The organism is Leucobacter sp. PH1c, from assembly GCF_000633415.1.
GTDB lineage: Bacteria > Actinomycetota > Actinomycetes > Actinomycetales > Microbacteriaceae > Leucobacter.
The window spans coordinates 22,337-45,168 of sequence record NZ_AYMV01000027.1; the positions used below are offsets into that span (position 1 = coordinate 22,337).

A 22,832-nucleotide genomic window follows, 5' to 3' on the forward strand; every position below is an offset into this window, starting at 1 on the left:
CAGGCCAGGCGCGCGCAGCCAGCCTCACCCCGCCGCCGCGGGCTCCAGGATCTCCACCTCAGGGCCGAGGATCGCCTGCGACGCGGCCAGCTGCGCAGCGGCGGTCGTGCCGAAGCGCGTGCGTTCGAGGAGCGGATCGGCGCTCGCGAGCGGCGTGATGCTCAGGTTCGTGCGCGCCATCAGGTCTCCTGCGGCCTCCTGCTCGGCGCTCCAGTCGTAGTGCATGTAGGTGAGGATCGCGCTCGGCCGCTCGACCCGCACGGGACCGTCGGCGCTGTCGCGCACGAGGTCGAAGCCCGCGATCACGCCCGTGCGCTGATCCAGCTGGAGCTGCGTGTTCAGCATGTTGCCGAGCGAGTACCAGACGAGGGTGCGCCCGCCGTCGGCCCGATCGAGCCAGGTCACCGGCTGCAGCACGTGCGGCCCGGTGCCGAGCACCACGTCGGCGCCGAGGTCGGCCACCTGCTGGGCGAAGGCCCGCTGCGCGTCGTTCACGTCGTGCGAGTCCTCAGTGCCCCAGTGCGCGGAGACCACCACGACGTCGGCGAGCTCGCGCGCGTTCGTCACGAGCTCGGTGACGAGCGCCGTGTCCGACATCATCGAGAGCGAAACGCCGTCGATCGGCGCGTTCGAGTACTCCGCGAACGCCACGAGCGCGATGCGCACGCCGTCCGCCTCGAAGACGCGCACGTCGCGCTGCTCGGCGGCGGAGCGGTTCGCACCGGCGACGATGGCGGGCCCGAGCCCGTCCCACACGGCGCGGGTCGCCGCGATCCCCGCGGTGCCGAGATCTGCGGCGTGGTTCGTCGCCGTGTTGACGAGGTCGCAGCCGACGCCCTCGCGCAGGTCCCGCGCGAACTTGGTCGGCGCGTTGAACGTGGGGTACCCGCTGATCCCGAACTCGGCGCCGGCGCTCGGCACCTCCTGGTTGCAGAACGTCACGTCGGCGGCGTCGAGCTGCGCGGAGATCCCGGAGAAGAACTGGGTGTAGTCGGCGCCGCCGCCGGGGAGGGCGGCCGCGGCGTTCACGGCGTCGTGGGGCAGCATGTCGCCCATCGCGATCATGTGCACGGGCTCCGGAGCCGCGGGGGCGGGATCCGCGCTCGGCGTCGGGGACGGCTTCGGCGCGGAGGTGGCCGTGGGGCGGGCCGCGTCGCCCGCGGCGCGCTTCGGGAGCAGCGCGAGGGCGACGGCCGTCCCCGCGGCGAGGACGAGCGCCGCGACGACGGTCCAGATCGTGAGCCGGAGCCCCCGCGAGAGCTCGCGCCGTGCGCGCGCACGGCCCGCAGTCGCGTCCGGCTCGATGTGGTCGTCTCTGCGATCCGTCATGTCCTCAGCCTAGCTGTGGCCGGCGCGCGGCTAGGCTGAGGGCCATGTCGCTGCCGCAGACCACCGCACGCGCCGCCCGTGGGCCCCGCAGAGCCGTCGCCGCGCTCGGCCTCGCCCTCGCGCTCACGGCGCCGCTCGCCGGCTGCGCGGACGAGCCCGCCCCGGGGTCCGGCGCGGGCTCGGGTTCCGAGGCCGGCGCGGGCCGGTCAACCTCCCCCGCGCCGAGCACCCGGCCGGATCCGGAGCCCGAGGCGGACGCCGCGGAGCCCCCCTTCGATCGCGCCGCGCACTCGCTCGACGACCCCGCCTCGATCTGGGTGGTGAGCAACAAGACCCGACCGCTCGCGCCGCTCGACTTCGCACCGGCCGACCTCTCGACTCCGCAGGGGGTGGAGAACGAGTTCGCGCAGCCGCTCCGCGAGCCCGCGGCGCGCGCCGTGGAAACGCTTATCGCGGCGGCGGGCGCGGCGGGCCACGAGGTGCGCGTAATCAGCGCGTACCGCGACTACGCCACGCAGGTGGCGCTCTACGACCGCTACGTCGCGCGCGACGGCGCGGCCGCGGCGGACACCTACTCGGCCCGGCCCGGCTATTCCGAGCACCAGACGGGGCTCGCGGTGGATCTCGACGACTTCGGCGCGTGCTACCTCGACGCGTGCTTCGGGGAGACTCCGGCGGGCGCGTGGCTCGCCGAGCACGCGGCCGAGCACGGCTTCGTGGTGCGCTATCCCGCGGGCAAGCAGGAGGTCACGGGGTTCACCCCGGAGCCGTGGCACTTCCGCTACGTGGGGCCGGAGCTCGCCGAGGAGATGCGCCGCACGGGGGTCACGACGCTCGAGGAGTTCTTCGGACTCCCAGCGGCCCCCGGCTACGCCGACTGAGCCGGGGATATCATCGACGGATGAGCACCGCCCCCGATCCCGCACCCGCACCCGCAGCCGACGAGCGCACGATCCGTGTCAGCGCGGTCGTGCTGCGCGACGCGGAGGGCCGCGTGCTGAACGTGCGCAAGCGCGGCACCTCGTCGCTCATGCTGCCGGGCGGCAAGCACGAGCCGGGCGAGGATCCCCGCGACACCGCGGTGCGGGAGTGCGAGGAGGAGCTCGGGCTCGCGCTCGACCGTGCGGCGCTCGAACCGCTCGGCGTGTTCCGCGCCGCGGCGGCGAACGAGCCGGGGCACATCGTCGAGGCGACCGTCTTCGCCCACCCCCTCGTGCCCGGCGCCACGGGTGCGGCGCCCCGCGCCGAGATCGAGCAGGTGGCGTGGGTGGATCCCGCGATCCCGCGCGACGATCTCGCGCCGCTCAACACCGAGCTCGTCTTCCCCGCGCTCCTCGGGGAGACGCGCGGCCGCTGAGCGGGCGCGCTGAGGAGCCCCGCACGATGCCGAGTGCCGCGCCCACCGGGGCCCGCCCCGGGCCGGTCTTCACGATCGGCCGCGCGGTGCTGCGTCCGTTGCTCTGGCTCCGCTTCCGTCCCCGCGTCACGGGGCGGGAGCACGTACCCGGCACGGGCGCGGTGCTCCTCGCGAGCAACCACCTCTCCGGGCTCGACACGATCCTGATTCCCACGAGCGCCCCGCGCCCCGTGCAGTTCCTCGCCAAGGCCTCGCTCTTCGAGAGTCGCCTCGGGAGCTGGTTCTTCCGCGGGATCGGCGCGATCCCGGTGCACCGCAGCGCGTCCGGTGCGGCCCAGGCCGCGCTCGACGCCGGCCGCGAGGTGCTCGCATCCGGCCGCGTCTTCGCCGTGTTCCCGGAGGGGAGCCGCTCGCGGGACGGCCGCCTGGCGCGGGGTCGCGGCGGGGCGGCCTGGCTCGCGCTCGAAACGGGAGCGACCGTGGTGCCCGTCGGCCTCATCGGCACCGACCGCAGGCGCCCGGCGGGCGGCGGCAGGCCCCCGCGCGTCGAGCTGCGTTTCGGCCCGCCCGTTCGGCTCGGCGATCTCGCGGGACTCCCCGCGGGCCGCGCACGGCGGGAGGCGACGGAGCGCATCATGCGCGCGATCCAGCAGCTGAGCGGGCAAGAGCGCTCGGACGACTACGCGCCCGTGCCCGAGTCGGGGAGCTGAACGGGCCAGATCCCGCGCTGTTCGCTCCCGGCGCCCGCGCCGGCCTGTGCGCGTTCGGGTGGGCGTGCAAGACTGGGGGCGTCCGGCGATCCCGCCCGGGATCGCGGCTCCGGGAGGAGAGACGATGAGCAACCCCGAGGCGCTGCCCGAGGCCGAGCTGTGCACCGATCGAGCGGAGCACGGGGACCCGGATGAGCGGGCGCCCTGGATCATCGAACCCCGCGATGTGCCCCTCGGCGGGGTGCGCGCCATGAGCGTCCGGCGCACGCTCCCCCAGCGGGCGCGCTCCTTCGTCGGCGCGTGGTGCTTCCTCGACCACTACGGTCCCGACGATGTCTCGGCGACCGGCGGCATGGACGTCGCGGCGCACCCGCACACGGGGCTCCAGACGGTGAGCTGGCTGTTCTCGGGCGAGATCGAGCACCGCGACAGTGCGGGGCACCACGCGTTCGTGCGGCCGGGCGAGCTGAACCTCATGACCGCCGGGCGCGGGATCAGCCACTCCGAGCGATCGACGCCCGCGACGACCGTGCTCCACGGCGCCCAGCTCTGGGTGGCGCTGCCCGCGGACGCCGCAGCGACCGCGCCGGACTTCGCGCACTACGAGCCGCCCGTGCGGCGCGGGCTCGGCTGGGCCGCGCAGGTCTTCCTCGGTGAGCTGCTCGGCGAGCGCTCGCCCGTACCGGTGTTCTCGCCCCTTGTCGGGGCCGAGATCCGGCTCGAGCCAGGGGCGCTCCTGCCGCTCCGGGTCCGCGCGGAGTTCGAGCACGCCGTGCTCGTCGACGCGGGAGCGGTCACGCTCGCCCGCGGCGGCGGCGCAGAGGCGCGCAGCATCGGGATCGCACCGGCCGAGCTCGGCTTCGCGCCGCTCGGCACCGAGACCCTCTGCCTCACGGCGGGGCCCGAGGGCGCGCGCGTGCTGCTCATCGGCGGCGAGCCGCTCGGCGAAGACCTGATCATGTGGTGGAACTTCATGGGCAGGGATCACGCGGAGATCGCTGCGGCGCGGGCGGACTGGCAGGCGCAGATCGCCGCCGTCGGAGTCGCGGACCCGGCCGAGCTCGCGCCGTCGTCGGCGCTTCCCGCGGCCGCGCAGCAGCGCCCGCACACGGCGGATCCCGCGCGCTTCGGCCTGCCTGACGACGAGCCCGAACCGCCACTGCCGGCCCCGCCGCTCCCGATCACGCGGCTCGTGCCGCGACGCCAGGACCGCACCACACCGAATCGAAGGAGTCACCCTGATGAGTGATCAGATCCAGGTCGTCCACGACCCCGCGCGGCAGCGCTTCGCCGTGTCCGTCGACGGCGAACTCGCGGGCTTCGCCGAGTACCGGAGCCGGTCCGGCGGCACGCGCCGCGACTTCACGCACACCGAGATCGATCCGGCGTACGGCGGCCGGGGACTCGGGGGCACGCTCGTGTCGGCCGCGCTCGAACAGACGCGGGCCGAGGGGCTCACGATCATTCCGCACTGCCCGTTCGTGGCCGCGTGGCTCCGGCGCCACCCCGACTTCGCGGGCACCGTCGAATGGCCGGCGGGCGCCGAGGGCTGATCCCGGAGGATTCACAGCGCCCAGTAGTTGCCTGGGGCAACTACTGGGCGTAGAGTGCGTGGCATGGCCCCCGAATACTCCCTCGCGGACGCCGCGCAGGCACCCGCGGACGCCGATCAGGCCACCGCACCGGCGGCCGCGCTGCTCGCGCTCACACGCCTGATCTCGCACTGGACCTCCGCCGATTTCCAGCGCCTCGTCGCAGCGGCCTGCGGGATCACGCTCGACCCCGTCGCCGTGCGGGCGCTCTACCTGCTCGGCATCTCCGGCGGCTCCGCGACCCCGAGCCGGATCGCCGACGAGCTCCAGCTCAGCCGCCCCTCGACATCGAAGCTCCTCTCCCGGCTCGAGGCGCACGCGCTGCTCGAGCGCAGCGCCTCCTCGGATCGGCGCTCGGTCGAGATCTCGCTCTCCGCCCGGGGCCGCGAGACCTTCGGCGTGCTCTTCGACGCGGGCATCGCGATGATCGCCTCCGCGACCGCGCAGTGGCCCGAGACCGAGCGCAGCGCATTCTTCAGCCTGCTCCCCCGCTTCGCAGCGGGGCTGCTCACCGCACCACCCCAGGGAAAGGAACACTCATGAGCCGCACCATCGTGATCACCGGAGCCGCATCCGGGATCGGCAAGACCACCGCGCAGATCCTGCGCGACGCCGGCCACCGCGTCATCGGGGTCGATCTCCAGGGCGTCGACGTCTCGGGCGACCTGTCCACCCCCGCGGGGCGCACCGCCGCCGCGGCCTCAGCGACCGAGCTCGCGGGCGGCACCGTGGACGCGGTCATTGCCTGCGCCGGACTCGCCGCTCCGAAGGCGATCACCGCCTCCGTGAACTTCTTCGGCATGACCGAGTTCCTCGAGGCCATGCGGCCCGCGCTCGCCCGCTCGAGCGCGCCGCGCGTCGCCCTCGTCTCGTCGGTCGCCTCTCTCCAGCCCACCTCGCCCGAGCTCGTCGCGGCGCTGCTCAGCGGCGACGAGGCCGCGGCGCGCACGATCGCGGAGGGGCTCGAGGCCGATCCGCGCTCGGGCAGCCTCATCTACTCCGCGTCGAAGCAGGCGATTTCCCGCTGGGTGCGCCGGGAGGCGCCGACGGCGCGCTGGGCCGGCGCCGGGATCCCGCTCAACGCGGTCGGGCCGGGAACGGTACTCACGCCGATGACGGCCGAGCTGCTGTCGAGCGAGGAGGGGCGCGCACTCGTCGACCGCTCCGTACCGATGCCGCTCAACTCGCACCAGCCGCCCGAGAGCATCGCGAACCTCCTCATCTGGCTCGCGTCCGAGCAGAACACCCACTGCTGCGGGCAGACGATCTACTGCGACGGCGGCGCGGACGCCGTGCTCCGCGGCGACGACATCTGGTCGTGGAACGAGCAGGGGATCCGGGACACGTTCGCCCGCGTGATGTCCTGACCCGCGGTCGCCGACTCGCGACGCCCGCCTGAGCGCCGCGCGCGAGACCACCGAACGCGAGAGCACCGCGCGCCAGCGCGCAGCAGACGACCGGGGCCCGGTCCGCCCGCACCAGCGGATGGACCGGGCCCCGGTCGTGCGCAGCGGCTCGCGCCCCGGAGGATCAGGCCCCGGAGGATCGGGCCCCGGCGGCCGAGGCGGGCAGCCCGAAGATCCGGTCGAACGCCCAGGTGTAGACCACCGTGAAGACGAGGAAGAACACGAGCAGACCGCCCTCGAGCATGAGCGCCTCGATCAGCCCCAGGCCGAGCATGAACATGACGAGCGGCACGGTGAAGACGAGCACGCCGCCCTCGTAGCCGATCGCGTGGAGCGCGCGGGCACCGACGCCGCGACCGGTCGCGCCCGTGCGGCGCTCGACCGCCTCGAAGATGGTATTCCAGACGTAGTTCCAGATCGTGGCGGTGGTCGAGAGCAGCACCGCGGTGAGCGTCGATTGGCCCCCGCCGTGCCCGAGCAGCGAGCTCAGCACGACGACCGTGAAGAGCACGCTGAGCCCCTCGTAGCCCGCGACGAAGACGACGCGGCGCAGCACGGGCCGGGCCTGGAAGAAGCGGAGGGGGCGGGTGTCCCCGGGATCCGCCAGGCGGATCGTCGCGGTGTCGACGACGCGCTGCGCGGCCGCGTCGACGGCCTCGGCGATCGTACTGGAGACGGTGGTCAGGGTCGGCGCCAGAGCGCTCGGGGTGTGGCCGGTGGCGGACACGGTATCACTCCATCAGGGCCGCTGCCCGCCGAGCCTCCCGAATGAAGACTCGCATTTTCTACGGATACAGCAGCTCAATGAGAGTATCACAACGGTTTCAGTTGCAAAAGATGGGTCTCACGAGCTTTTCAGTAAGCCTGTGCGCGGAGCCGCTGGCGCTGACGCCCGGCCGGACAGTTGCCCTCCGAGCAGCGCCCCGAGAGTGAGGAGGAGCCCCAGCACTTGGCCGGGGCTGAACTCCGTGCGCAGCACGAGCGCGTCGAGCGAGACCGCGACGACGGGCGAGAGCAGCCCGAGGAACGATGCCGCAGCGACGGGAAGCCGGGCCAGGCCGCCGAACCAGAGCGTGTACGAGATCAGGCCGCCGAAGAGCGCGAGCCAGAGGTAGCCCCCGAGCGCCGGCGCATCGATCCCGGCAGGCAGGCCCTCGAGGAGGAGCGCCGGGGCGAGCAGCATGAGCCCACCCGCGGTGAGCTGCCACCCGGTGAACGCGACGGGCCCGACCCCGGGCGGGCGCCCCCAGCGCTTCGCCAGGATCAGCCCGAGCGCGAGCGACACCGCCGTGCCGAGCGCCGCCGCGAACCCCAGCGGGTCGAGCCGCGCCGAAGGGGTGAGCGCGATCAGCGCGACGCCCGCGACACCGAGGAGCCCGAACGCGATCCGCGCGGGCGCGAGGGCCTCCCCGAGCAGCACACGGGCGAGCACGGCCACGATGATCGGCTGGAGCGCACCCACCGTCGCCGCGACGCCGCCGGGCAGGCGCTCGGCGGCGACGAAGAGCAGCGGGAAGAAGCACCCGATGAACAGCGCCCCGAGCACGAGCGAGCGCCACCACCACGCACCCCGCGGCAGCACGCGCGTGCAGGCGAGCACCACGAGCCCGGCCGGAAGCGCGCGCACGAGGGACGCGAAGAGCGGGTGCCCCGCGGGAAGGAGCTCGGTCGTGACGATGTAGGTCGTGCCCCAGATCGCGGGCGCGAGCCCCGTGAGGAGGGCCGCGCCGCCGAGCCCCGGCGCGCCCCCTCCCCCGGGCGCACCACCGCTCCCGGGCGCACCGCCGCTCCCCACGCTCACGCCGCGACCTCAGCCGCCGCCGCCTTCCCCGAGGCCGCGGCACGCGCAGCCGCGTGCATCGCCACGTGGGCGAGGAAACGATCCGCCCAGCCGCCGAGGAAGGCCCGGGTGCCCGCGTTACTGATCCGCCCCTCCGCGTCGAGCATCTCCGCGCGCCACTGCAGCGTGACCTCGGGCTGCCCGAGCGTCGGCGCGTCGAGGAACGCGAGCCCCGAGCGGAGCTGCTGCTGGGCGAGGGCCGTGCCGATCGCGCCGGGCGAAGCCCCGACGATGCCGACCGGGAGCCCGGCGAAGACGTTCTCCCCCGCGGGGCGCGAGCCCCATTCGAGGGCGTTCTTGAGCGCGGCGGGGATCGCCCGGTTGTACTCGGGCGTCGCGATCATCAGCCCGTCAAGCCCGCGGACGAGCTCCCGGAACGCCAGCGCGCTGGCCGGGTGCCCCGCGTCCGCGTCGCGGCCGTAGAGCGGCAGCGCGTCGATCGGGACGGGCACGAGCTCGGCACGCTCGCCCACGAGGTGGCCGATCGCGCCGAGCAGCGCGGAGTTGATCGAATCGCTCGCGAGGCTGCCGCTCAGGGTTCCGATGCGCATGGTGTGGTCTCCGTCTCTGTCCCGGTCGTTCCGGGACGGCTTCCATCCTCGAATGCGCCACAGCAATCAGTCCAACACATGCTTGACATGGAATTGATCATGAATCACGATTGATCGCATGGAACTCCAGCAGCTCCGCTACGTGCTCGCGGTCGCCGAGACGAAGCACTTCACCCGGGCCGCGGAGCAGTGCCACGTGGTGCAGTCGGCACTCAGCCATCAGGTCGCGGCCCTCGAGCGCGAGCTCGGCTATGCGCTCTTCGCGCGCACAAGCCGTCGCGTCGCGCTCACGCCGGCGGGCGCCGCGTTCCTCCCCCACGCGGCCGCGGCCGTCGACGCTGCGGCGCGGGCGGCCGCGGCCGGCGCCGCAGCGACCGGGGAGATCCGCGGCACGCTCACGATCGGCACGATCCCCACGACCGGTACCGTCGACGTGCCCGCGGCGCTCGCGGCGTTCCGTGCGCGCCACCCGGCCGTGCGGATCACGCTGCGCACGCACCACAGCGACCGCCTGCTCGCGCACGTTCGCGCGGGGCGCATCGACGTCGCGGTGCTCGGCCTCCCCGACCCCGCGCTTCCCGACGACGTGGGGGCCCGGCTGCTCGGAGCGGAGCCTCTGGTCGGCGCGGTCGGCCCCGGGCACCCGCTCGCGGGGCGCCGCAGGGTGGGGCTCGCCCGGCTCGCCGAAGAGCCGTTCGTGGATTTCCCCGCGGGGTCGCCCGCGCGCGAGCAGAGCGACCGCGCGTTTGCCCGCGCCGGAGTCGAGCGGGAGGTGCTGTTCGAGAGCAGCGCGCTCGACTCCTCCGTGCGCCTGATCGAGGCAGGCCTCGCCGTCGGCCTCCTCCCCGAGGTCGTCGCGGAGCGGGAGACCGGCCGGATCGCGAGCTTCGCCGTGACGCCCGCCCCGAGCCGCCACGAGGTACTCGTCTGGGACGCCTTCAATCCCTCCCCCGCGGCCGAGCGCTTCCGCGAGCTGCTCCTCGCGCAGCGCGACGGGGACGCGCGCGGATCCGCCTAAGAGAGCTGGAGCGTCGTGAGGCAGGTGGGGTCCTCGGCCCCCGTGCGCACGAGCTGCGATCCCGCGTCGCCGCCGGACGCGACCTCGACGAGGAACTCGCCGTCGCGCGGCAGCCACACGCCCGTGAAGCCGTTGTCCGCGGTGGTGCGCGCCTCGTCGAGGAGCACCTCCCCGGTCGCCGGATTCGTGATGCGCAGCTGAATATCCGCGTTCTGCAGCTCACCCAGGCAGGAGGTGGGCACGTGGAAGGTGCAGGGGTGGGTCTGCTCGCGGTACGGCGCGAGCGAGAGGTAGAAGCGGTCGCCGTCGAGCGGCACGACGAGCTCGTCGGGCTGCTCGGGCTGGATCCGCACCTCGGACGGGAGGACCGAGACGGAGAGCCCCTCGGGCCGGTCCGCGACGGGAAGGGCGTCGAGCCCCTCGACGAGCGCGGCCGGATCCGCCGCGTCGAGCCCGAGATCGGCGATCGCCGCGAGCGCGCCGGATCCGGTCTCGGCGGTCGCGCCCGAGGGGGATTCCAGCGCGGGGTCTGCCGCGGGCGCGCAGCCCGTGAGCACGAGCGCGACGGCGACGGCGGATGCGGCGAGGACGGCGCGCAGCGGCGCAGCTGAGATACCCATACCCCGTATCCTAAAAGCTCGAAGCTGGGCGCCCCCTGCGCATTCGCCTCACCCGCCGATGATCTCCGCGGCGCGTTCGACCCCGTAGCGATCCGGCGCGACGCGGCGCATGCCCGCGAGCGCCACTCCGAGCAGCACGACGCGCTCGGCATCGACCGCCGACAGCTCGGGCGCGGCCCCGCGCAGCGCCCCCGCGAGGGCATCCAGGCTCTCCGCGAACACCTCGGCGAACTGCGGCGCACGCATGGCGTGGGCCCATGCGTCGGCCCAGAGCCCGAGCTCGGCATCGCGGTCGCCGTCGCGATGGTTCGCGAAGAACTCCGCGCGCGGATCGGCCCCTCCCGCGCCGACGGCCTCCGCGAACTCTGCGAGATTCTCGTCGACATACTGTCGCCAGGCGAGCCCCGTGAGCTCCCCGACACTCGCGAAGTGCTGGTGGATCAGGCCCGGGGATCCGCCGATCTCCTGCGCCACCGAGCGGGCGGACACGGCCGCGAATCCCCCGCTCCGAATCACCCGGAGCGCGGCGTCGATGAGCGCCGCGCGGCGCTCGTCGCGGGGCAGGTAGGCCATCGATCCTCATTCCTCGGGTGGACGGATCCAGCCTAGCCCACTAATCTGTACACTCGTACAAATTGAGACGAAGGAGATTTCCGTGCCCCCGCACACCCTGAGCGCGCTCCGCACCACGCTCGGCAACATCGACGCGGCCACCCGGCGCACCGTGCGCATGCCGCGCACCCCCGCCCGGCCAGCCTGGCCGGATCGCGACTACCTCGGCTGGCGCGACCCCAGCGCGCCGCAGCGCGGCTACCTGTTCACCGAGCACGCCGGCCCGCTCCGCGGCATCATGCTCACCACGACCCGCGCCCGCGCGGGGGCCGGCCGGGCCGTCATGTGCGAGCTCTGCCGGATCCCCCGCCGCTTCGAGCAGGTGTCGCTGTTCGTCGCACCGACCGGGCTCGCCGAGCGGCGCATGTCCACGCTCGGCACCTACCTCTGCGTCGATCTCGACTGCAACGCGCGGGTCAACGCCCTGCGCCCACTCACGCCGCTCGACCCGCCCGCCGAGGCGCTCGTGGCGGGCCGCCGGGCCGAGCTCGCCGAGCGAGCCGCCCGCTTCATCGACGAGGTCCTCGCGGTGCGCTGACCGCCGGGCGCCGGCGCCGGTCGGGGTCGGCCCGGCACCGGCTCGACGCCCGCCCGGCGACCGTCTCACCGCGGGGCGCCTGGCTCCGCGCCCAGGATCTCGCGCGCGACGACGCCGGGGCGCAGATCCAGTCGCCGCAGCAGCTGCGCGTTGAGCGCGACAACCACGGTCGACAGCGACATGAGGATCGCACCCACCGACATCGGCAGGACGAAGCCCACGGGCGCGAGCACCCCGGCGGCGAGCGGCACGGAGATGAGGTTGTAGCCGGCCGCCCACCACAGGTTCTGCTGCATCTTCCGATAGGCGGCCTGCGAGAGCCGAATCACGGAGAGCACCGAGCGCGGATCGTCGCTCGCGAGGATCACCCCGGCCGAGGCGATCGCCACATCCGTGCCCGCGCCGATCGCGAGCCCCACATCGGCCTGCGCGAGCGCGGGGGCGTCGTTCACCCCGTCGCCCACCATCGCGACCCGGCGACCCTCCGCCTGGAGCCCCTGCACCGTGGCCGCCTTGTCCTCGGGGCGGACGCCGGCGAAGACCCGCTCGATCCCGAGCTCGGCGGCGACGGCGTGCGCCACGGCGGGCGCATCGCCCGTGATCATGACGACCCCCACACCGATCCGGTGGAGCGCGGCGACCGCATCGCGCGATTCGGGGCGCACCTCGTCGCTCAGCGCGAGCGCGCCGAGCACCGCGCCGTCGCGCACCACGTGCAGAATGATCGCCCCGCGCTCGCGCCACGCCGCCACCGCGGGAAGCTCTTGACGCCCCTCCTCCTCGAGCAGGTACGGGCCGCCCACGCGGAGGAGCGCGCCCCCGACGCGAGCACTCACGCCCACGGCGGGCGCCGAGGCGAACTCGGTCGCTGCGGGCACGTGCACGCCTCGCTCGCGCGCGGCACGGACGATGGCGCGGGCGAGCGGATGCTCGCTGCCGGACTCGGCCGCGGCGGCGAGCGCGATCAGCTCGTCGGGGTCGAGCTCCCCGGCGTCCTCGGCTACCGCGACCTCCGTAACGGTGGGCTCGCCCCGGGTGAGCGTGCCGGTCTTGTCGAAGAGCACCGTATCGACCGAGCGCATCCGCTCGAGCGCGAGTCGGTCCTTGACGAGCACCCCGCCGCGCGCCGCGCGCTCCGTCGCGATCGACACGACGAGCGGGATCGCGAGGCCCAGGGCGTGGGGGCAGGCGATCACGAGGACCGTGATGGTGCGCACCACCGCGTCGTCGGGCAGGCCGACAAGCGTCCACGCGATCGCGGTGAGGGCCGCGGCGCCGAGCGCGAACCAGAAGAGCCAGCCCGCCGCGGTGTCGGCGAGCCGCTGGGCGCGCGACGAGGAGTTCTGGGCGTCGGCGACAAGGCGCCGGATCCCCGCGAGGGCGGTGTCGTCGCCGATCGCCGTGACCTCGATCCGGAGCCCCGAATCGGTCGCGACCGTGCCCGCCGTGACGCGGTCGCCCGCCGCGCGGGTGACGGTGCGCGATTCGCCCGTGACCATGGACTCGTCCATCGCCGCCCGCCCCTCGACCACGCGCCCGTCGGCGGGCACGCTCGCCCCGGGCCGCACCAGAACACGGTCGCCGACACGGAGCTCGGCGGGGTCGACCGCGACCACCGCGTCGCCCTCGATCCGCTCGGCCGTGTCCGGCAGGAGTGCCGCGAGCGAGTCGAGCGCGGAGGTCGTCTGGGCCAGCGAGCGCATCTCGACCCAGTGGCCGAGCAGCATGATGACGATAAGGAGAGCGAGCTCCCACCAGAAGTCGAGCTGGTGGTCGAGGAGCCCGAGGCTCGCGCCCCACGAGGCGACGAACGCGACGGTGATCGCGAGGCCAATGAGGAGCATCATGCCCGGGGTGCGGGCCCGGAGCTCGGTGACGGCGCCGACAAGGAAGGGGCGCCCGCCCCACACGAACATCACCGTGCCGAGGAGCGGCGAGACCCACGCGAGACCGGGCACCGCGGGGAGCTCGTAGCCGAGGATCATGGCGAACATGCCGGAGAGCGCCACCGTGGGGATCGCCAGGATGAGCATCACCCAGAAGAGGCGCCGGAACTGCGCCACGTGACCGCTGTGGCCGCCGTGGCCACCGTGCCCCTCGTGGTCCGCGTGCGCGTCGTGGCCCGCATGGGCGGCGGGCGCGATCGCCTCCGCGCGGTGCTCGTGATGCGCGTCGTGCGCGTGTTCCTCGTGGCCGCCGGGCTCGGGCGTTCGGGTGCCGGTCATCATCGTCCCCTCTCCGTCGCCACCGCCTGCGGCGACGCCACCTCCAACCATATACCCCCATGGGGTATTCCCGCTCGATGAAATCCTCTCACCCGGGACGCCATTGTCCGCCAGGGCGCCCCCGCCCGTCCACCCCTCGGCGCCCCCGTGAATCAGCTATGGTGAGGCCCAGAACCACCCTCAGGAGGACCCGTGAGCCACGAATCGCCCCGCCGGCGCGCCCTGCACCTCGCCGGCATCCTCGCCGGAGTCGCCGTGATCGTCGTCGTGATCTGGCTCGACGTCGCGACGGGCATCTGGCAGGAGCTCGTCATCCTCTCGGGGCTCGCCGCGGGCCTCGTCACGTTCCTCCTCACGGTGCTCGTGGTCGACAAAGTGGTCGCCCGATCCACCGCACGCCGCTGGGCGCCCGTCACCCGGCTTGCGCTCACCGAGTTCCTCCACGACCTCGCCGACGAGGAGGAGAGCGAGATCGCGCGCGGCTCGGTCGTCGCGCGCTCGATCCCCGAGCTCGATCCCGCACTCCCCGCCGCCGCCTGGCCGGAGGAGCTGCGGGCGCTGCGCGAGCAGGTCGTCGCCGAACGGCAGCTGCTCTCGCGCGCGCTCGGACGATGGATCGAGTTCCTCGCGGCGAGCGCCGACACGGCGGACGTGCTGCGCAATGTCGCCGACATCGCGCTCCAGCTCGATCGCGTGCGGGATCGCGCGCTCGAGCTCGAGGTGGCCCCGAGCGAGGCCGGTCGGGCGGCGCTGAACGTCGAGATCGCGGCGTGCAACGCGCACTTCCGCGGGCTCGTGGACGAGCTCCGCGAGCAGATCTCCGCGACCGACCTCGACGCGCGCGCCCCCAGCGCCCCGTAGTCGCTCCAGGGCTCGCACTCAGGGAGCCGTGTGGCAGACTGCGCAGCATGCGGATTCTCATCGTCGGCGCGAGCCGCGGGCTCGGCCGGGCCCTGTACGACGGCCTTCGGGCCGATGGGCACGAGGTGTGGGGCGTGGCGCGCAGCGTGCCCGGCGACGCCGCACCGCACGAGCACTGGATCACCGCGGACTTCGCCGAGCCGCAGCGCGCGGCCGACGCCGTCGCCGCCGGGACGCCAGAGCGGATCGACGCGATCCTCTACAACCTCGGCATCTGGGAGCCCGCCGCGTTCAGCGACGAGTACGACTTCACGGCGGAGTCCGACGCCACGAGCCTCGCGCTCGTCGCGACGAACATCGCCGGGCCACTCCTCCTGCTCCAGCGGCTCGTGCCGCGGCTGCTCGCGTCGGCACAGCCCCGACTGATCCTCACCGGATCCACCTCGGGCCTCCCCCGCAGCGGTCGGCCCGAGGTCGCCTTCGGCGCGTCGAAGGCCGCGCTCGGCGGCATCGCAGACGCGCTCCGTGAGCAGTTCCGCCCCGACCGCCTCGCGGTGACGACCCTGCAGATCGGCGACCTGAACACCGACGACGCGCTCGACGTCCCCCGGGAGGCCGCCGCGGAGCGCGGTGCGGGGACCCTGATCCCGGTTCACGACGTCGTCGATGTCGTGCGCACGGTGCTCGGCCTCTCCTCGGCATCGTTCGTGCGGGAGATCGTTCTCCCAGCGATCCGCGCCCAACACTTCTAGGACTCGGGGTACGCTGGGCCGCACGTACCGGGTACGCCGCCGCGCGTCGCCGGGATCGCACGGGGGAGGCGCCATGCAGCAGGAACGGGTCGTCGTAGCCGGAGCATCCGGTCTCATCGGGGGCGCGCTCGTCGAGTCGCTCCGAGCCGACGGCATCACCGTGGAGCGCCTCGTGCGCCGCCCGCCGCGCTGCTCGGACGAGCGGGAGTGGCGCCCCGGCGAAGCGCCGCTCGACCCCGAGCTCGTGCGCGGCGCGAGTGCCGTGGTGAATCTCTGCGGGGCGAGCATCGGCCGGCTGCCGTGGACGCCCGCGGTGCAGCGCGAGCTCCGCAGCTCGCGGATCGGGCCGACGCGCACGCTCGCGACGGCGCTCCGCGCGCTCGGAGGAGAGGCCCCGCTCTTCGTCTCCGCATCCGCGGTCGGCTTCTACGGCGACCGCCCGGGTGAGCGCCTCACGGAGACGAGCAGTCCGGGCACCACGTTCCTCGCCGGCCTCTCCGCCGAGTGGGAGCGCACCGCGCGCGAGGGCGGCGAGCAGGTCCCCGTCGCGCTGCTGCGCACGGCCCCCGTGCTCCACCCTGCGGGCGTGCTGAAGCCCATGATCACGCTGACGCGCTTCGGCCTCGGCGGCCCGCTCGGCTCCGGGCGGCAGATCTGGCCCTGGATCTCGCTCGACGACGAGGTGCGCGCGATCCGCCACGTCATCGCCCACCGCCTCACCGGACCCGTGAACCTCTGCGGCCCAGCCGCCGCGAGCGCCTCCGAGATCGGCCGCGCGCTCGCCCGCGCGATGCACCGCCCCTTCGTGCTCCCGGCGCCGCGCTGGGCGCTGCGGCTCGGACTCGGCCGCGCGGCGGCCGACTCGCTCCTGCTCTCGGACGCCGATGTGCGGCCCGACGTGCTCCTCGCCTCCGGGTTCGCTTTTACCGACGGCACGGCCGAGGCCGCCGTGCAGCGCGCGCTCGCCGCTTAGTCGCTCGGCTTCGCGCCCGGTTCGGCCCCAGACGATGCGGCCGGGGACGCGTCCGGTTGCGCACCGGCGCGCATCGCGTCGTACGCGGCGAGGGCGCGGATCCGGCTCGCACGCAGATCCACGATCTCCGGGATGAGCAGGCTCTCGGGCGCCCAGCGCCCGGCGTACTCCCCCTCGGGGTCGAAGCGCTGCGCCTGCGCGCTGGGGTTGAAGATGCGGAAGTAGGGGGCCGCGTCCGCGCCGCAGCCCGCCACCCACTGCCAGTTGAACGGGTTGCTCGCGGCGTCCGCGTCGACGAGCGTGTCCCAGAACCACGCCTCGCCGATGCGCCAGTCGACGAGCAGGTTCTTCGTGAGGAACGACGCGGTGACCATGCGCGCGCGGTTGTGCATGAATCCGGTGCGCCACAGCTCCCGCATCCCCGCGTCGACGAACGGGAACCCTGTCTCCCCGCGCTGCCAGGCGGCGAGTTCGGGCCCGGGGTCCGTGCGCCACGGGAACGCGTCGAACTGGGGGTTCAGCCCGCGCTCGTGGAGTCCTGGCTCGTGCGCCGCCGTGTGCCACGCGAACTCCCGCCACCCGAGCTCGGAGAGAAACATCCCGGCGTCGACGCCCGCGGCGATCGCACGGTGCCACACGGTGCGCGGGCTGAGCTCGCCCCAGCGGAGCGCCGGCGAGAGCTCGGATCCCGCGTCCGCGTCGGGGCGGTCGCGGTCCGCGGCGTAGCGGTCGGCTCGTTCGCGGAGGAAGCGATCGAGGCGCAGTGCCGCCGCGGGCTCTCCGGGCGACCAGCGCTCGGCGAGTCCCCCGGCCCAGTCGGGGCGCTGCGGGAGCAGCCGCCACTCGTCGAGCGCATCGCTCGCGGGCTGCCGGGTCGCCGCGCGGAGCCCCGCGGGCCGGGGCAGCGGCACCGGCGGCGCCGGCGCGCTCAGGCAGGCGCGCCAGAACGCCGAGTACACGCGGTAGGGCGTGCCCTGCCCCGTGACGATCGATCCCGGTTCGAAGAGCAGCGAGCCCCGGAAGGAGCTCACCCGACGACCGGCCTCGCGCAGCCGATCGGCGACGGCCGCGTCGAGTGCGCGCCCGGCGCCGAAGCGCCGGTTCCACACCACGCGGTCGGCGCCGCTCTCGGCGGCGAGCTCTGGGATCCGCTCCGCCGCAGCTCCGCGGCGCAGCACGAGCGGGATACCGAGCGCGGCGAGCTCCTCGCCGAGTGAGCGCAGCGAGCCGTGCAGCCACCAGCGTGCAGCGCCGCCGAGCGGGCGGATCCCCGGCGAATCCTCGTCGAGCAGGAACACGACGACCGCGCCATCAGGATCCTCGGCTGCTGCGGCGAGCGCGGGGTGGTCCTCGAGCCGGAGGTCGTCGCGCAGCCACACGAGGGTGGTCATGACGCGCTCCCGCGGAGGTCCGGCCCCGCGTCCGCCGCGGCGCGGGTCGCGCGGATCGCGCGCACGCCGCGCTCGAGCGCCCACACCGCTCCGAGGAGCGTGTTCACGCCGAGCGCGAGCGGCAGCCAGGGGATGATAGCCGGGAGCACGTCGGTGGCGAGCACGACCGCGCCGAGCGCCGCCGCCGTCACGAGCGCGGGCACGAGCATCGCGGATCGTGCGCTGCGCAATTCGGCCGGGTCGATCGTGCCGGAGGCGAACAGGACGCGCAGGTAGCGGACGAGGGCGACGCCCATGATCGCGAGCCAGATCAGGCCCGGCCAGTTCCCCCACACGGTCATCGTTCCTCCCGGATCAACAGTACTGCGCGTAGGTGACCGAGCGATCCTGCTCGGCGAAGCCGAGGCGCGCGTACATCACGTGCGCCCCGCTGGGGTTCGCGGAGTCGACGTCGAGCACGGCGGACGCGAGCCCGGCCTCGCGGTAGGCGCGCAGCACCTCGGCGATGAGCGCCGAGGAGAGGCCGCGCCCACGCCAGTCGCGCACGACGCCGACGGTGCTGAGGGTGCCGAACGGGCCGCCGCGCAGGGCGAACTCGGCGGTGCGGCGCTCGCTCAGCACGAGGCCGACCACCCGGCGCGGGTCGCGGATCCCGCCGCGGCCGGTGACCGCGAGGCGGGAGAGCTCGGGAGCGAACTCGGCGAGCGCCCCCTCGCGTTCCCACTCCTTCCGGGTGATGGGGTGGAATCCCCAGTGGTCGCGGAACGCGTCGTTCACCGCGGCGCGGGTGCGCTCCGAGAGGCGGGCGCTGAAGGGCACGAAGCGGACCCCCTCGGGGGTCTCGCGCTCGGGCAGCTCGCCGGCGAGCGGGCGCGCGAGCTCCTGCCACCAGCGTACGGGGGCGAGGCCCGCAGCGCGCGCGAGCTCGGCGAGCCCGGGGTGCTCGGCCCGCCCGCTGAGCGCAAGGATCCCCGGCGCGGTCTCTCCCGAGGCGGCCAGCAGCTGTCGGCCGCGGGCGAGCTGCCAGGCGAGGAGCGCGCGTCCGACGCCGCGGCGCCGGATCTCGGGGTGCACCATGCCGTCGAGCGCGACCTCGATCTCTGCTCCAGCCGTGTCCGCGAGCCGCGCTGAGCCCGCGGCGAGCACCCGCCCCGCGCCGTCGACGGCCATCACCGAGTCGCGCGCGGGATCGAAGCGCTCGCCCACGAGGCCGAGCACGAGCTCCTCCGCGGTCACCACGGAGCGCGGGTGGTCGATCTCCCCGCAGGCCTGCGCGAGCGCGAGGAGTCCCGGGAGCGCGGTGCGCGAGACGGGCCGCCAGTGGAGCGGCGTCTCACCGAGCGAAACCGGCAGTTCGGGGAGCGATGCGGGGGCGAGGGCGCGCTGCGCGAGCGGGATCCCGGCGCCCGCGAACGCCCGGGCGAAGATCTCGCGGACCACGATCGCCTTCCGCGCGTTGTAGGCCATGACGCGATCCGGCCCCTCGGCCGCTGCGAGCCGCTTCGCCTCCGCGTACGCCTCGCGCTCGGCGGGGTGGGCGTGGAGCCAATCGCGGAAGAGCCGGTGCCGCGCAGCCTCCGCGGAGCCGGGGCCGAATACGTGGAGGTTCACCCGCGGCTCGGCCAGACGCAGCATGCGATGCTCCTCGAACTCTGGCTCGCGCACACGGAGCACGTACCCGAGCGCTTCGAGTGCGGGCACGTAGTCGGCCTCGGCTGCCGGATCCGCCACCGTGAGATCGATGTCGATCACCTCCTTCGCGGCGAGCCCGGGGACGGCCGTGGATCCGACGTGCTCGATGCCGAGCGCTGAGTCGCCGAGCGCTCCGCGGATCCGCCCGGCGAGGGCCACGAAGCGATCGGCCCAGAGCGGAGAGAACGGCACGATCTCGATCGATTCGGGGGCGCTCGGCCCGCCCACCCACGGGTCCCCCGCGGGCGCACCGTCCTGGAAGTCTGCGATCCCCTCGGGGAATGTCTGCGGCATCGAAACCTCCTGCGGCTCCTCGGGACGGGTGGGCTGCGCGGCGCCCCGGCCCCCTGCGGCGCTGCGGCCGCGCGGGCCGCGTGAGCCGCACCCCAAAACTATCGAATAAGGAACGATCGGATCAACTTCGATATATACTGGTCTCGCGCTGCCACCCGGCGGCGCCGCGCAGCCCCACACTCTCCGAGGACCCCATGCACACTCCCGGCACCGCACCGCACGCGCCCCACCCCGCGCCGACGGTGCTCGCAATGACGGCGAGCACCCGGATCGTCATCTGGGCGTTCTGCACGGGGGCTGGCGTGCTCCTCGGCTTCATCCTCCCCTGGCTTCTCGGGTTCATCGCGGAGTGGCCGCTGCCGTACCTCGACGTGCTGAAGTTCCTCGCATCGTTCGACGCCCCGGCGATGGTGCTCGGCCGCCCCGCGGTGCTCGGCGCGATCGGGCTCATCATCGCGCTCGTGATCACCCACGAGTCGCCGAGCCTCACCATCGACGCGGAGCAGATCCTCGTGCGCACGGGCGACGACACCCGCAGCATCGCGCGCGAGCTGGTCGGCGGGGTGTACCGCGCGGGCGGGAAGGTGCGCATCGAGTCCCCCGCGGGCCGGGTGCTGTTCCACGACGACGTCGAGGGCGGGCGACAGGCGATCGCGGCGGCGTTCCAGCGCCACGGCTACCCCTGGGAGGGAGTCGAGACGCTCCGCTCCGGGGGCGCGGGCGGAACGGGCCGCACGGTCGACGCGGAGCGCGGGGGCCCTGCGGCGAGCGAGGCCTCCGCGGCGAGCGAGGCCTCCGCGTGAGCGCCGCCGCCCCCACGCCCGCCGCCGCCGCTCCGGCCGCCGCTCCGGCCGCCGCCCCGGCCGTCTCCGCACGCACCGTGATCGACGGCTGCTTCTCGGCCGACGGCCGCGCCCCGCTCGCCACGGTCTACGACGTGGGGCTCGCGGTCGGCCTCCCCGAGCAGACGGTCCGGCTCGCGATCCGACGCATGCAGGCGGCGGGCGAGCTCCAGCAGATCGGGCGCGGCCGGGCCGGCACGCTCGAACGCACCCCGGAGGGGCGGGCCTCCGCGGGCCGGGAGGCTCGGCTCCTCGAGTTCGCCTTCGCGCAGGACGCCGGGGCCGCCCCCTGGGACGGGGCCTGGCGCCTGCACGCCTTCACCGTGCCCGAGTCGCGCCGCACCGAGCGCGACGCGCTGCGCAGCGCACTCACCGCACTCGGCGCTGCGCCGCTCGCCCCCGGCCTCTACCTCTCCCCGCACGAACTGCGCGAGGAGCTCGCGCACGCCCTCTCCCCCGCCACGATCGCGAAGCGCCTCCTGAGCGCGACGAGCCGCGAGCTCGAGGTGCCCGGCTGCGCTGACGACTCCGCCATCGCGGAGTTCCTCTGGCCCGCGGCTCCGACCCGCGCCGCCTATGCGCCGCTCGACCGCGCGCTCGCCTCGCCGGGCCCGCGCGGCGACGACCCCATCGAGCTCACCGCCCGCGCGATCACGCTCGCCGATGCGCTCGACCGCGCGCTCGCCGAGGATCCGCTGCTGCCCCTGGAGCTCCGCGCAGCGGACTGGCCGCCGGCCCGGACTCGCACCGCGTTCCTGCGCGAGTGGGAGTCGATCGAGCAGCGCCACCCGACGCTCCCGGTATTCAGCCCCTCTCGGGGATCCGCACCATTCGGGTGATCCCCACCCCGATCGAGACGATCATGCCGATCCCACCCACGGTCGCGAACACCACACAGCCCGCTCCGAAGAGGACGCTGAGCAGCGCCCCCGTGAAGATGAGCGCGGAGCAGCACAGGATCCAGACCATCAGCTGCTCCCCGACCCGGTAGTGCGCCTGCGCGTTGGCCTCGGTGAGCGTGCCGAGGTAGTTGAACGAGCGCGGGTGCCGGGAGAGCCAGGCGATGCCCGCCGTGACCGCCACGGCGATGCCGACGAGCACGAGCACGCTCGAACGCGGGCCCCAGCTGTCCGGCCCCGCGGGGCCGAAGTGGGTGGGCACCGTTTCGGGCAGCCCGGGGAAGCGCACGACCGTGAGGACGACTGCGGTCCAGACGAGCGCGAGCGCCGCCCAGCGGAGCGCCCCGGTGATCCGGCCGGTCACGTAGGTGCGCGCCGGCCGCCCGGGGGCCGCGCCCAGGCGAATCGTCCCGGTGTCCGGGGGCAGCTCGGGGCTCGCATCGCTCATGATCTCCACCGTAGCAACACCCATCCGGCGCCCGGTTAGGCTGGGTGCATGACCGCGCTCGACCGCCGCATCCGCATCGGCCCCTTCGAGATGGCCTGCACCGACACCCCTGGCCCCGCACACCACCCGGGCGCGACGTTCGTGCTCGTGCACGGCATCGGGATGGGGAAGGTCACGTACGCGGAGGTCGGCGAGGAGCTCTCCGGGCGCGGACGCGTGCTCGCGCTCGACCTGCCCGGCTTCGGCGATTCGCCCGAGCCCGGCACGGCCACCACGCTCGAGCAGACCGCCGAGGTCGTGGCCCGGGCGATCCGGGAGGAGACGCCCGGGCGCGTGATCCTCGTCGGCCACTCGATGGGCACGCAGATCGTGTCCGAGGTGGCGGTGCAGCACCCGGAGATCGTCGCCGGGCTCGTACTCATCGCCCCCACGGTGAACCGCTACGAACGCACCGCGGCGAAGCAGGCCATGCGCATGCTCCAGGACCTCGCGGGCGAGGGGCCGAAGGTGATCTTCACCGGGCTCTGGGAGTACCTCCACACGAGCCCGCGGTGGTTCATCAGCAAGCTGCGCTTCATGCTCGCGCACCGGCTCGAGGCGATCTGCCCGCGCATCGCGGCGCCGACGCTCGTGCTGCGCGGCGAGACGGATCGCGTGTGCCCGCGCACCTGGGTGTCGGAGGTCGCCGAGGCGATCCCGCACGCGCGCATGCACGAGATCCCGGATCGCGGGCACGAGGCGATCATCAAGAGCGCGCAGCCGGTGGCGCGCATGATCCTCTCGTTCGCGGACGGGATCCCGGGATTCTCGGCCACTCCCAGGAAGTAAAACCCCTGGTCATGAGCCGCACGAGCCGAGCCGCGACTGGGCGGCTGTGGGTTT

At 74.3% G+C, this 22,832-nt stretch carries 26 protein-coding genes; 15 read left to right on the forward strand and 11 right to left on the reverse strand.

What is annotated here, in order from left to right; translation table 11 throughout:
• Window positions 1-24: 24 nt before the first annotated feature.
• Window positions 25-1,329, reverse strand: a complete 1,305-nt coding sequence (locus tag U874_RS0109440) for a CapA family protein (protein ID WP_025134300.1) — start codon at window positions 1,327-1,329, stop codon at window positions 25-27.
• 44 nt (window positions 1,330-1,373) lie between these two features.
• Between U874_RS0109440 and U874_RS0109445 the strand changes: the two genes are divergently transcribed.
• The 7 genes from U874_RS0109445 to U874_RS0109475 all read left to right on the forward strand — a co-directional run bounded on the left by U874_RS0109445 (window position 1,374) and on the right by U874_RS0109475 (window position 6,355).
• Window positions 1,374-2,210 carry a M15 family metallopeptidase gene (locus tag U874_RS0109445; protein ID WP_025134301.1) on the forward strand — a complete coding sequence of 279 codons (837 nt, stop codon included), beginning with the start codon at window positions 1,374-1,376 and terminating at the stop codon, window positions 2,208-2,210.
• A 20-nt stretch (window positions 2,211-2,230) separates the two neighbouring features.
• Complete coding sequence (locus tag U874_RS0109450) at window positions 2,231-2,686, forward strand: NUDIX domain-containing protein (RefSeq protein ID WP_025134302.1); 456 nt, start codon at window positions 2,231-2,233, stop codon at window positions 2,684-2,686.
• Between the two features lie 26 nt (window positions 2,687-2,712).
• Window positions 2,713-3,396 (forward strand): 1-acyl-sn-glycerol-3-phosphate acyltransferase, encoded by a 684-nt coding sequence (locus U874_RS0109455; RefSeq protein ID WP_025134303.1) that lies wholly within the window; start codon window positions 2,713-2,715, stop codon window positions 3,394-3,396.
• 124 nt (window positions 3,397-3,520) lie between these two features.
• The gene (locus U874_RS0109460; protein WP_025134304.1) at window positions 3,521-4,645 is read left to right on the forward strand and encodes a pirin family protein; all 1,125 of its coding nucleotides are present in this window, start codon (window positions 3,521-3,523) and stop codon (window positions 4,643-4,645) included.
• Entirely contained in the window at window positions 4,638-4,949 is a 312-nt protein-coding gene (locus tag U874_RS0109465; protein ID WP_025134305.1) for a GNAT family N-acetyltransferase, read from the forward strand. Before U874_RS0109460 ends, U874_RS0109465 begins: the two co-directional genes overlap by 8 nt.
• Before the next feature lie 63 nt (window positions 4,950-5,012).
• Entirely contained in the window at window positions 5,013-5,531 is a 519-nt protein-coding gene (locus tag U874_RS0109470) for a MarR family winged helix-turn-helix transcriptional regulator (RefSeq protein WP_025134306.1), read from the forward strand.
• Entirely contained in the window at window positions 5,528-6,355 is an 828-nt protein-coding gene (locus U874_RS0109475; RefSeq protein ID WP_025134307.1) for an SDR family oxidoreductase, read from the forward strand. Before U874_RS0109470 ends, U874_RS0109475 begins: the two co-directional genes overlap by 4 nt.
• A 163-nt stretch (window positions 6,356-6,518) precedes the next feature.
• On the opposite strand, the gene U874_RS0109480 is transcribed toward U874_RS0109475, so the two are convergent.
• The 3 genes from U874_RS0109480 to U874_RS0109490 form a co-directional block, all read right to left on the reverse strand.
• Complete coding sequence (locus U874_RS0109480) at window positions 6,519-7,121, reverse strand: PACE efflux transporter (protein WP_025134308.1); 603 nt, start codon at window positions 7,119-7,121, stop codon at window positions 6,519-6,521.
• 117 nt (window positions 7,122-7,238) lie between these two features.
• Window positions 7,239-8,195 (reverse strand): EamA family transporter, encoded by a 957-nt coding sequence (locus tag U874_RS0109485; RefSeq protein WP_025134309.1) that lies wholly within the window; start codon window positions 8,193-8,195, stop codon window positions 7,239-7,241.
• A complete protein-coding gene (locus tag U874_RS0109490) occupies window positions 8,192-8,785 on the reverse strand; it encodes an NADPH-dependent FMN reductase (RefSeq protein ID WP_025134310.1) in 594 nt (197 codons plus the stop codon). The genes U874_RS0109485 and U874_RS0109490 overlap by 4 nt, the downstream gene beginning before the upstream one ends.
• Before the next feature lie 118 nt (window positions 8,786-8,903).
• Between U874_RS0109490 and U874_RS0109495 the strand changes: the two genes are divergently transcribed.
• Window positions 8,904-9,803, forward strand: a complete 900-nt coding sequence (locus U874_RS0109495) for a LysR family transcriptional regulator (protein ID WP_025134311.1) — start codon at window positions 8,904-8,906, stop codon at window positions 9,801-9,803.
• On the opposite strand, the gene U874_RS0109500 is transcribed toward U874_RS0109495, so the two are convergent.
• Both U874_RS0109500 and U874_RS14805 read right to left on the reverse strand, forming a co-directional pair.
• Window positions 9,800-10,423, reverse strand: coding sequence for a CueP family metal-binding protein (locus tag U874_RS0109500; protein ID WP_025134312.1), 624 nt, complete (start codon window positions 10,421-10,423; stop codon window positions 9,800-9,802). The two genes, U874_RS0109495 and U874_RS0109500, sit on opposite strands and share 4 nt — an antisense overlap.
• 48 nt (window positions 10,424-10,471) lie before the next feature.
• Window positions 10,472-10,996 carry a TetR family transcriptional regulator gene (locus U874_RS14805; RefSeq protein ID WP_025134313.1) on the reverse strand — a complete coding sequence of 175 codons (525 nt, stop codon included), beginning with the start codon at window positions 10,994-10,996 and terminating at the stop codon, window positions 10,472-10,474.
• Window positions 10,997-11,078: 82 nt separating this feature from the next.
• Here U874_RS14805 and U874_RS0109510 point away from each other — a divergent pair, with 82 nt between their 5' ends.
• A complete protein-coding gene (locus tag U874_RS0109510; RefSeq protein WP_025134314.1) occupies window positions 11,079-11,573 on the forward strand; it encodes an FBP domain-containing protein in 495 nt (164 codons plus the stop codon).
• 65 nt (window positions 11,574-11,638) lie between these two features.
• On the opposite strand, the gene U874_RS0109515 is transcribed toward U874_RS0109510, so the two are convergent.
• A complete protein-coding gene (locus U874_RS0109515; RefSeq protein WP_029988128.1) occupies window positions 11,639-13,798 on the reverse strand; it encodes a heavy metal translocating P-type ATPase in 2,160 nt (719 codons plus the stop codon).
• Window positions 13,799-13,990: 192 nt separating this feature from the next.
• Here U874_RS0109515 and U874_RS0109520 point away from each other — a divergent pair, with 192 nt between their 5' ends.
• The 3 genes from U874_RS0109520 to U874_RS0109530 all read left to right on the forward strand — a co-directional run bounded on the left by U874_RS0109520 (window position 13,991) and on the right by U874_RS0109530 (window position 16,384).
• Window positions 13,991-14,659, forward strand: a complete 669-nt coding sequence (locus U874_RS0109520) for a hypothetical protein (RefSeq protein WP_025134316.1) — start codon at window positions 13,991-13,993, stop codon at window positions 14,657-14,659.
• 47 nt (window positions 14,660-14,706) lie between these two features.
• On the forward strand, window positions 14,707-15,411 hold the full coding sequence (locus U874_RS0109525; RefSeq protein ID WP_025134317.1) for an SDR family oxidoreductase: 705 nt from the start codon (window positions 14,707-14,709) through the stop codon (window positions 15,409-15,411).
• A gap of 73 nt (window positions 15,412-15,484) precedes the next feature.
• Complete coding sequence (locus tag U874_RS0109530) at window positions 15,485-16,384, forward strand: TIGR01777 family oxidoreductase (RefSeq protein WP_025134318.1); 900 nt, start codon at window positions 15,485-15,487, stop codon at window positions 16,382-16,384.
• On the opposite strand, the gene U874_RS0109535 is transcribed toward U874_RS0109530, so the two are convergent.
• From U874_RS0109535 to U874_RS15140, 3 genes are read right to left on the reverse strand one after another with little or no spacing between them, the layout of a single operon-like run.
• A complete protein-coding gene (locus tag U874_RS0109535; RefSeq protein WP_025134319.1) occupies window positions 16,381-17,775 on the reverse strand; it encodes a deoxyribodipyrimidine photo-lyase in 1,395 nt (464 codons plus the stop codon). The genes U874_RS0109530 and U874_RS0109535 overlap by 4 nt on opposite strands.
• Window positions 17,772-18,116, reverse strand: a complete 345-nt coding sequence (locus tag U874_RS0109540; protein WP_025134320.1) for a hypothetical protein — start codon at window positions 18,114-18,116, stop codon at window positions 17,772-17,774. Before U874_RS0109540 ends, U874_RS0109535 begins: the two co-directional genes overlap by 4 nt.
• Window positions 18,117-18,129: 13 nt before the next feature.
• Window positions 18,130-19,761, reverse strand: a complete 1,632-nt coding sequence (locus U874_RS15140) for a GNAT family N-acetyltransferase (RefSeq protein WP_081809959.1) — start codon at window positions 19,759-19,761, stop codon at window positions 18,130-18,132.
• A gap of 194 nt (window positions 19,762-19,955) precedes the next feature.
• Here U874_RS15140 and U874_RS0109555 point away from each other — a divergent pair, with 194 nt between their 5' ends.
• Together U874_RS0109555 and U874_RS0109560 are read left to right on the forward strand one after the other, a co-directional pair.
• Entirely contained in the window at window positions 19,956-20,564 is a 609-nt protein-coding gene (locus U874_RS0109555) for a hypothetical protein (RefSeq protein ID WP_025134321.1), read from the forward strand.
• Window positions 20,561-21,442, forward strand: a complete 882-nt coding sequence (locus tag U874_RS0109560; RefSeq protein WP_025134322.1) for a hypothetical protein — start codon at window positions 20,561-20,563, stop codon at window positions 21,440-21,442. The genes U874_RS0109555 and U874_RS0109560 overlap by 4 nt, the downstream gene beginning before the upstream one ends.
• Here U874_RS0109560 and U874_RS0109565 read toward each other — a convergent pair.
• A complete protein-coding gene (locus U874_RS0109565; RefSeq protein WP_157834246.1) occupies window positions 21,408-21,950 on the reverse strand; it encodes a DUF1648 domain-containing protein in 543 nt (180 codons plus the stop codon). The genes U874_RS0109560 and U874_RS0109565 overlap by 35 nt on opposite strands.
• 48 nt (window positions 21,951-21,998) lie before the next feature.
• Here U874_RS0109565 and U874_RS0109570 point away from each other — a divergent pair, with 48 nt between their 5' ends.
• The gene (locus tag U874_RS0109570) at window positions 21,999-22,778 is read left to right on the forward strand and encodes an alpha/beta fold hydrolase (protein WP_025134324.1); all 780 of its coding nucleotides are present in this window, start codon (window positions 21,999-22,001) and stop codon (window positions 22,776-22,778) included.
• The last annotated feature ends 54 nt before the right edge of the window (window positions 22,779-22,832 follow it).

What these genes read in the sequence shown, in the direction of transcription:
- U874_RS0109470 (WP_025134306.1), top strand. Translation starts at nt 5,013, where the DNA reads ATGGCCCCCGAATACTCCCTCGCGGACGCCGCGCAGGCACCCGCGGAC.
- U874_RS0109500 (WP_025134312.1), bottom strand. Translation starts at nt 10,423, where the DNA reads ATGGGTATCTCAGCTGCGCCGCTGCGCGCCGTCCTCGCCGCATCCGCC.
- U874_RS0109450 (WP_025134302.1), top strand. Translation starts at nt 2,231, where the DNA reads ATGAGCACCGCCCCCGATCCCGCACCCGCACCCGCAGCCGACGAGCGC.
- U874_RS0109565 (WP_157834246.1), bottom strand. Translation starts at nt 21,950, where the DNA reads ATGAGCGATGCGAGCCCCGAGCTGCCCCCGGACACCGGGACGATTCGC.
- U874_RS0109445 (WP_025134301.1), top strand. Translation starts at nt 1,374, where the DNA reads ATGTCGCTGCCGCAGACCACCGCACGCGCCGCCCGTGGGCCCCGCAGA.
- U874_RS0109475 (WP_025134307.1), top strand. Translation starts at nt 5,528, where the DNA reads ATGAGCCGCACCATCGTGATCACCGGAGCCGCATCCGGGATCGGCAAG.
- U874_RS0109540 (WP_025134320.1), bottom strand. Translation starts at nt 18,116, where the DNA reads ATGACCGTGTGGGGGAACTGGCCGGGCCTGATCTGGCTCGCGATCATG.
- U874_RS0109490 (WP_025134310.1), bottom strand. Translation starts at nt 8,785, where the DNA reads ATGCGCATCGGAACCCTGAGCGGCAGCCTCGCGAGCGATTCGATCAAC.
- U874_RS0109515 (WP_029988128.1), bottom strand. Translation starts at nt 13,798, where the DNA reads ATGACCGGCACCCGAACGCCCGAGCCCGGCGGCCACGAGGAACACGCG.
- U874_RS0109460 (WP_025134304.1), top strand. Translation starts at nt 3,521, where the DNA reads ATGAGCAACCCCGAGGCGCTGCCCGAGGCCGAGCTGTGCACCGATCGA.
- U874_RS0109440 (WP_025134300.1), bottom strand. Translation starts at nt 1,329, where the DNA reads ATGACGGATCGCAGAGACGACCACATCGAGCCGGACGCGACTGCGGGC.
- U874_RS0109495 (WP_025134311.1), top strand. Translation starts at nt 8,904, where the DNA reads ATGGAACTCCAGCAGCTCCGCTACGTGCTCGCGGTCGCCGAGACGAAG.
- U874_RS14805 (WP_025134313.1), bottom strand. Translation starts at nt 10,996, where the DNA reads ATGGCCTACCTGCCCCGCGACGAGCGCCGCGCGGCGCTCATCGACGCC.
- U874_RS15140 (WP_081809959.1), bottom strand. Translation starts at nt 19,761, where the DNA reads ATGCCGCAGACATTCCCCGAGGGGATCGCAGACTTCCAGGACGGTGCG.
- U874_RS0109570 (WP_025134324.1), top strand. Translation starts at nt 21,999, where the DNA reads ATGACCGCGCTCGACCGCCGCATCCGCATCGGCCCCTTCGAGATGGCC.
- U874_RS0109530 (WP_025134318.1), top strand. Translation starts at nt 15,485, where the DNA reads ATGCAGCAGGAACGGGTCGTCGTAGCCGGAGCATCCGGTCTCATCGGG.
- U874_RS0109535 (WP_025134319.1), bottom strand. Translation starts at nt 17,775, where the DNA reads ATGACCACCCTCGTGTGGCTGCGCGACGACCTCCGGCTCGAGGACCAC.
- U874_RS0109455 (WP_025134303.1), top strand. Translation starts at nt 2,713, where the DNA reads ATGCCGAGTGCCGCGCCCACCGGGGCCCGCCCCGGGCCGGTCTTCACG.
- U874_RS0109525 (WP_025134317.1), top strand. Translation starts at nt 14,707, where the DNA reads ATGCGGATTCTCATCGTCGGCGCGAGCCGCGGGCTCGGCCGGGCCCTG.
- U874_RS0109465 (WP_025134305.1), top strand. Translation starts at nt 4,638, where the DNA reads ATGAGTGATCAGATCCAGGTCGTCCACGACCCCGCGCGGCAGCGCTTC.
- U874_RS0109555 (WP_025134321.1), top strand. Translation starts at nt 19,956, where the DNA reads ATGCACACTCCCGGCACCGCACCGCACGCGCCCCACCCCGCGCCGACG.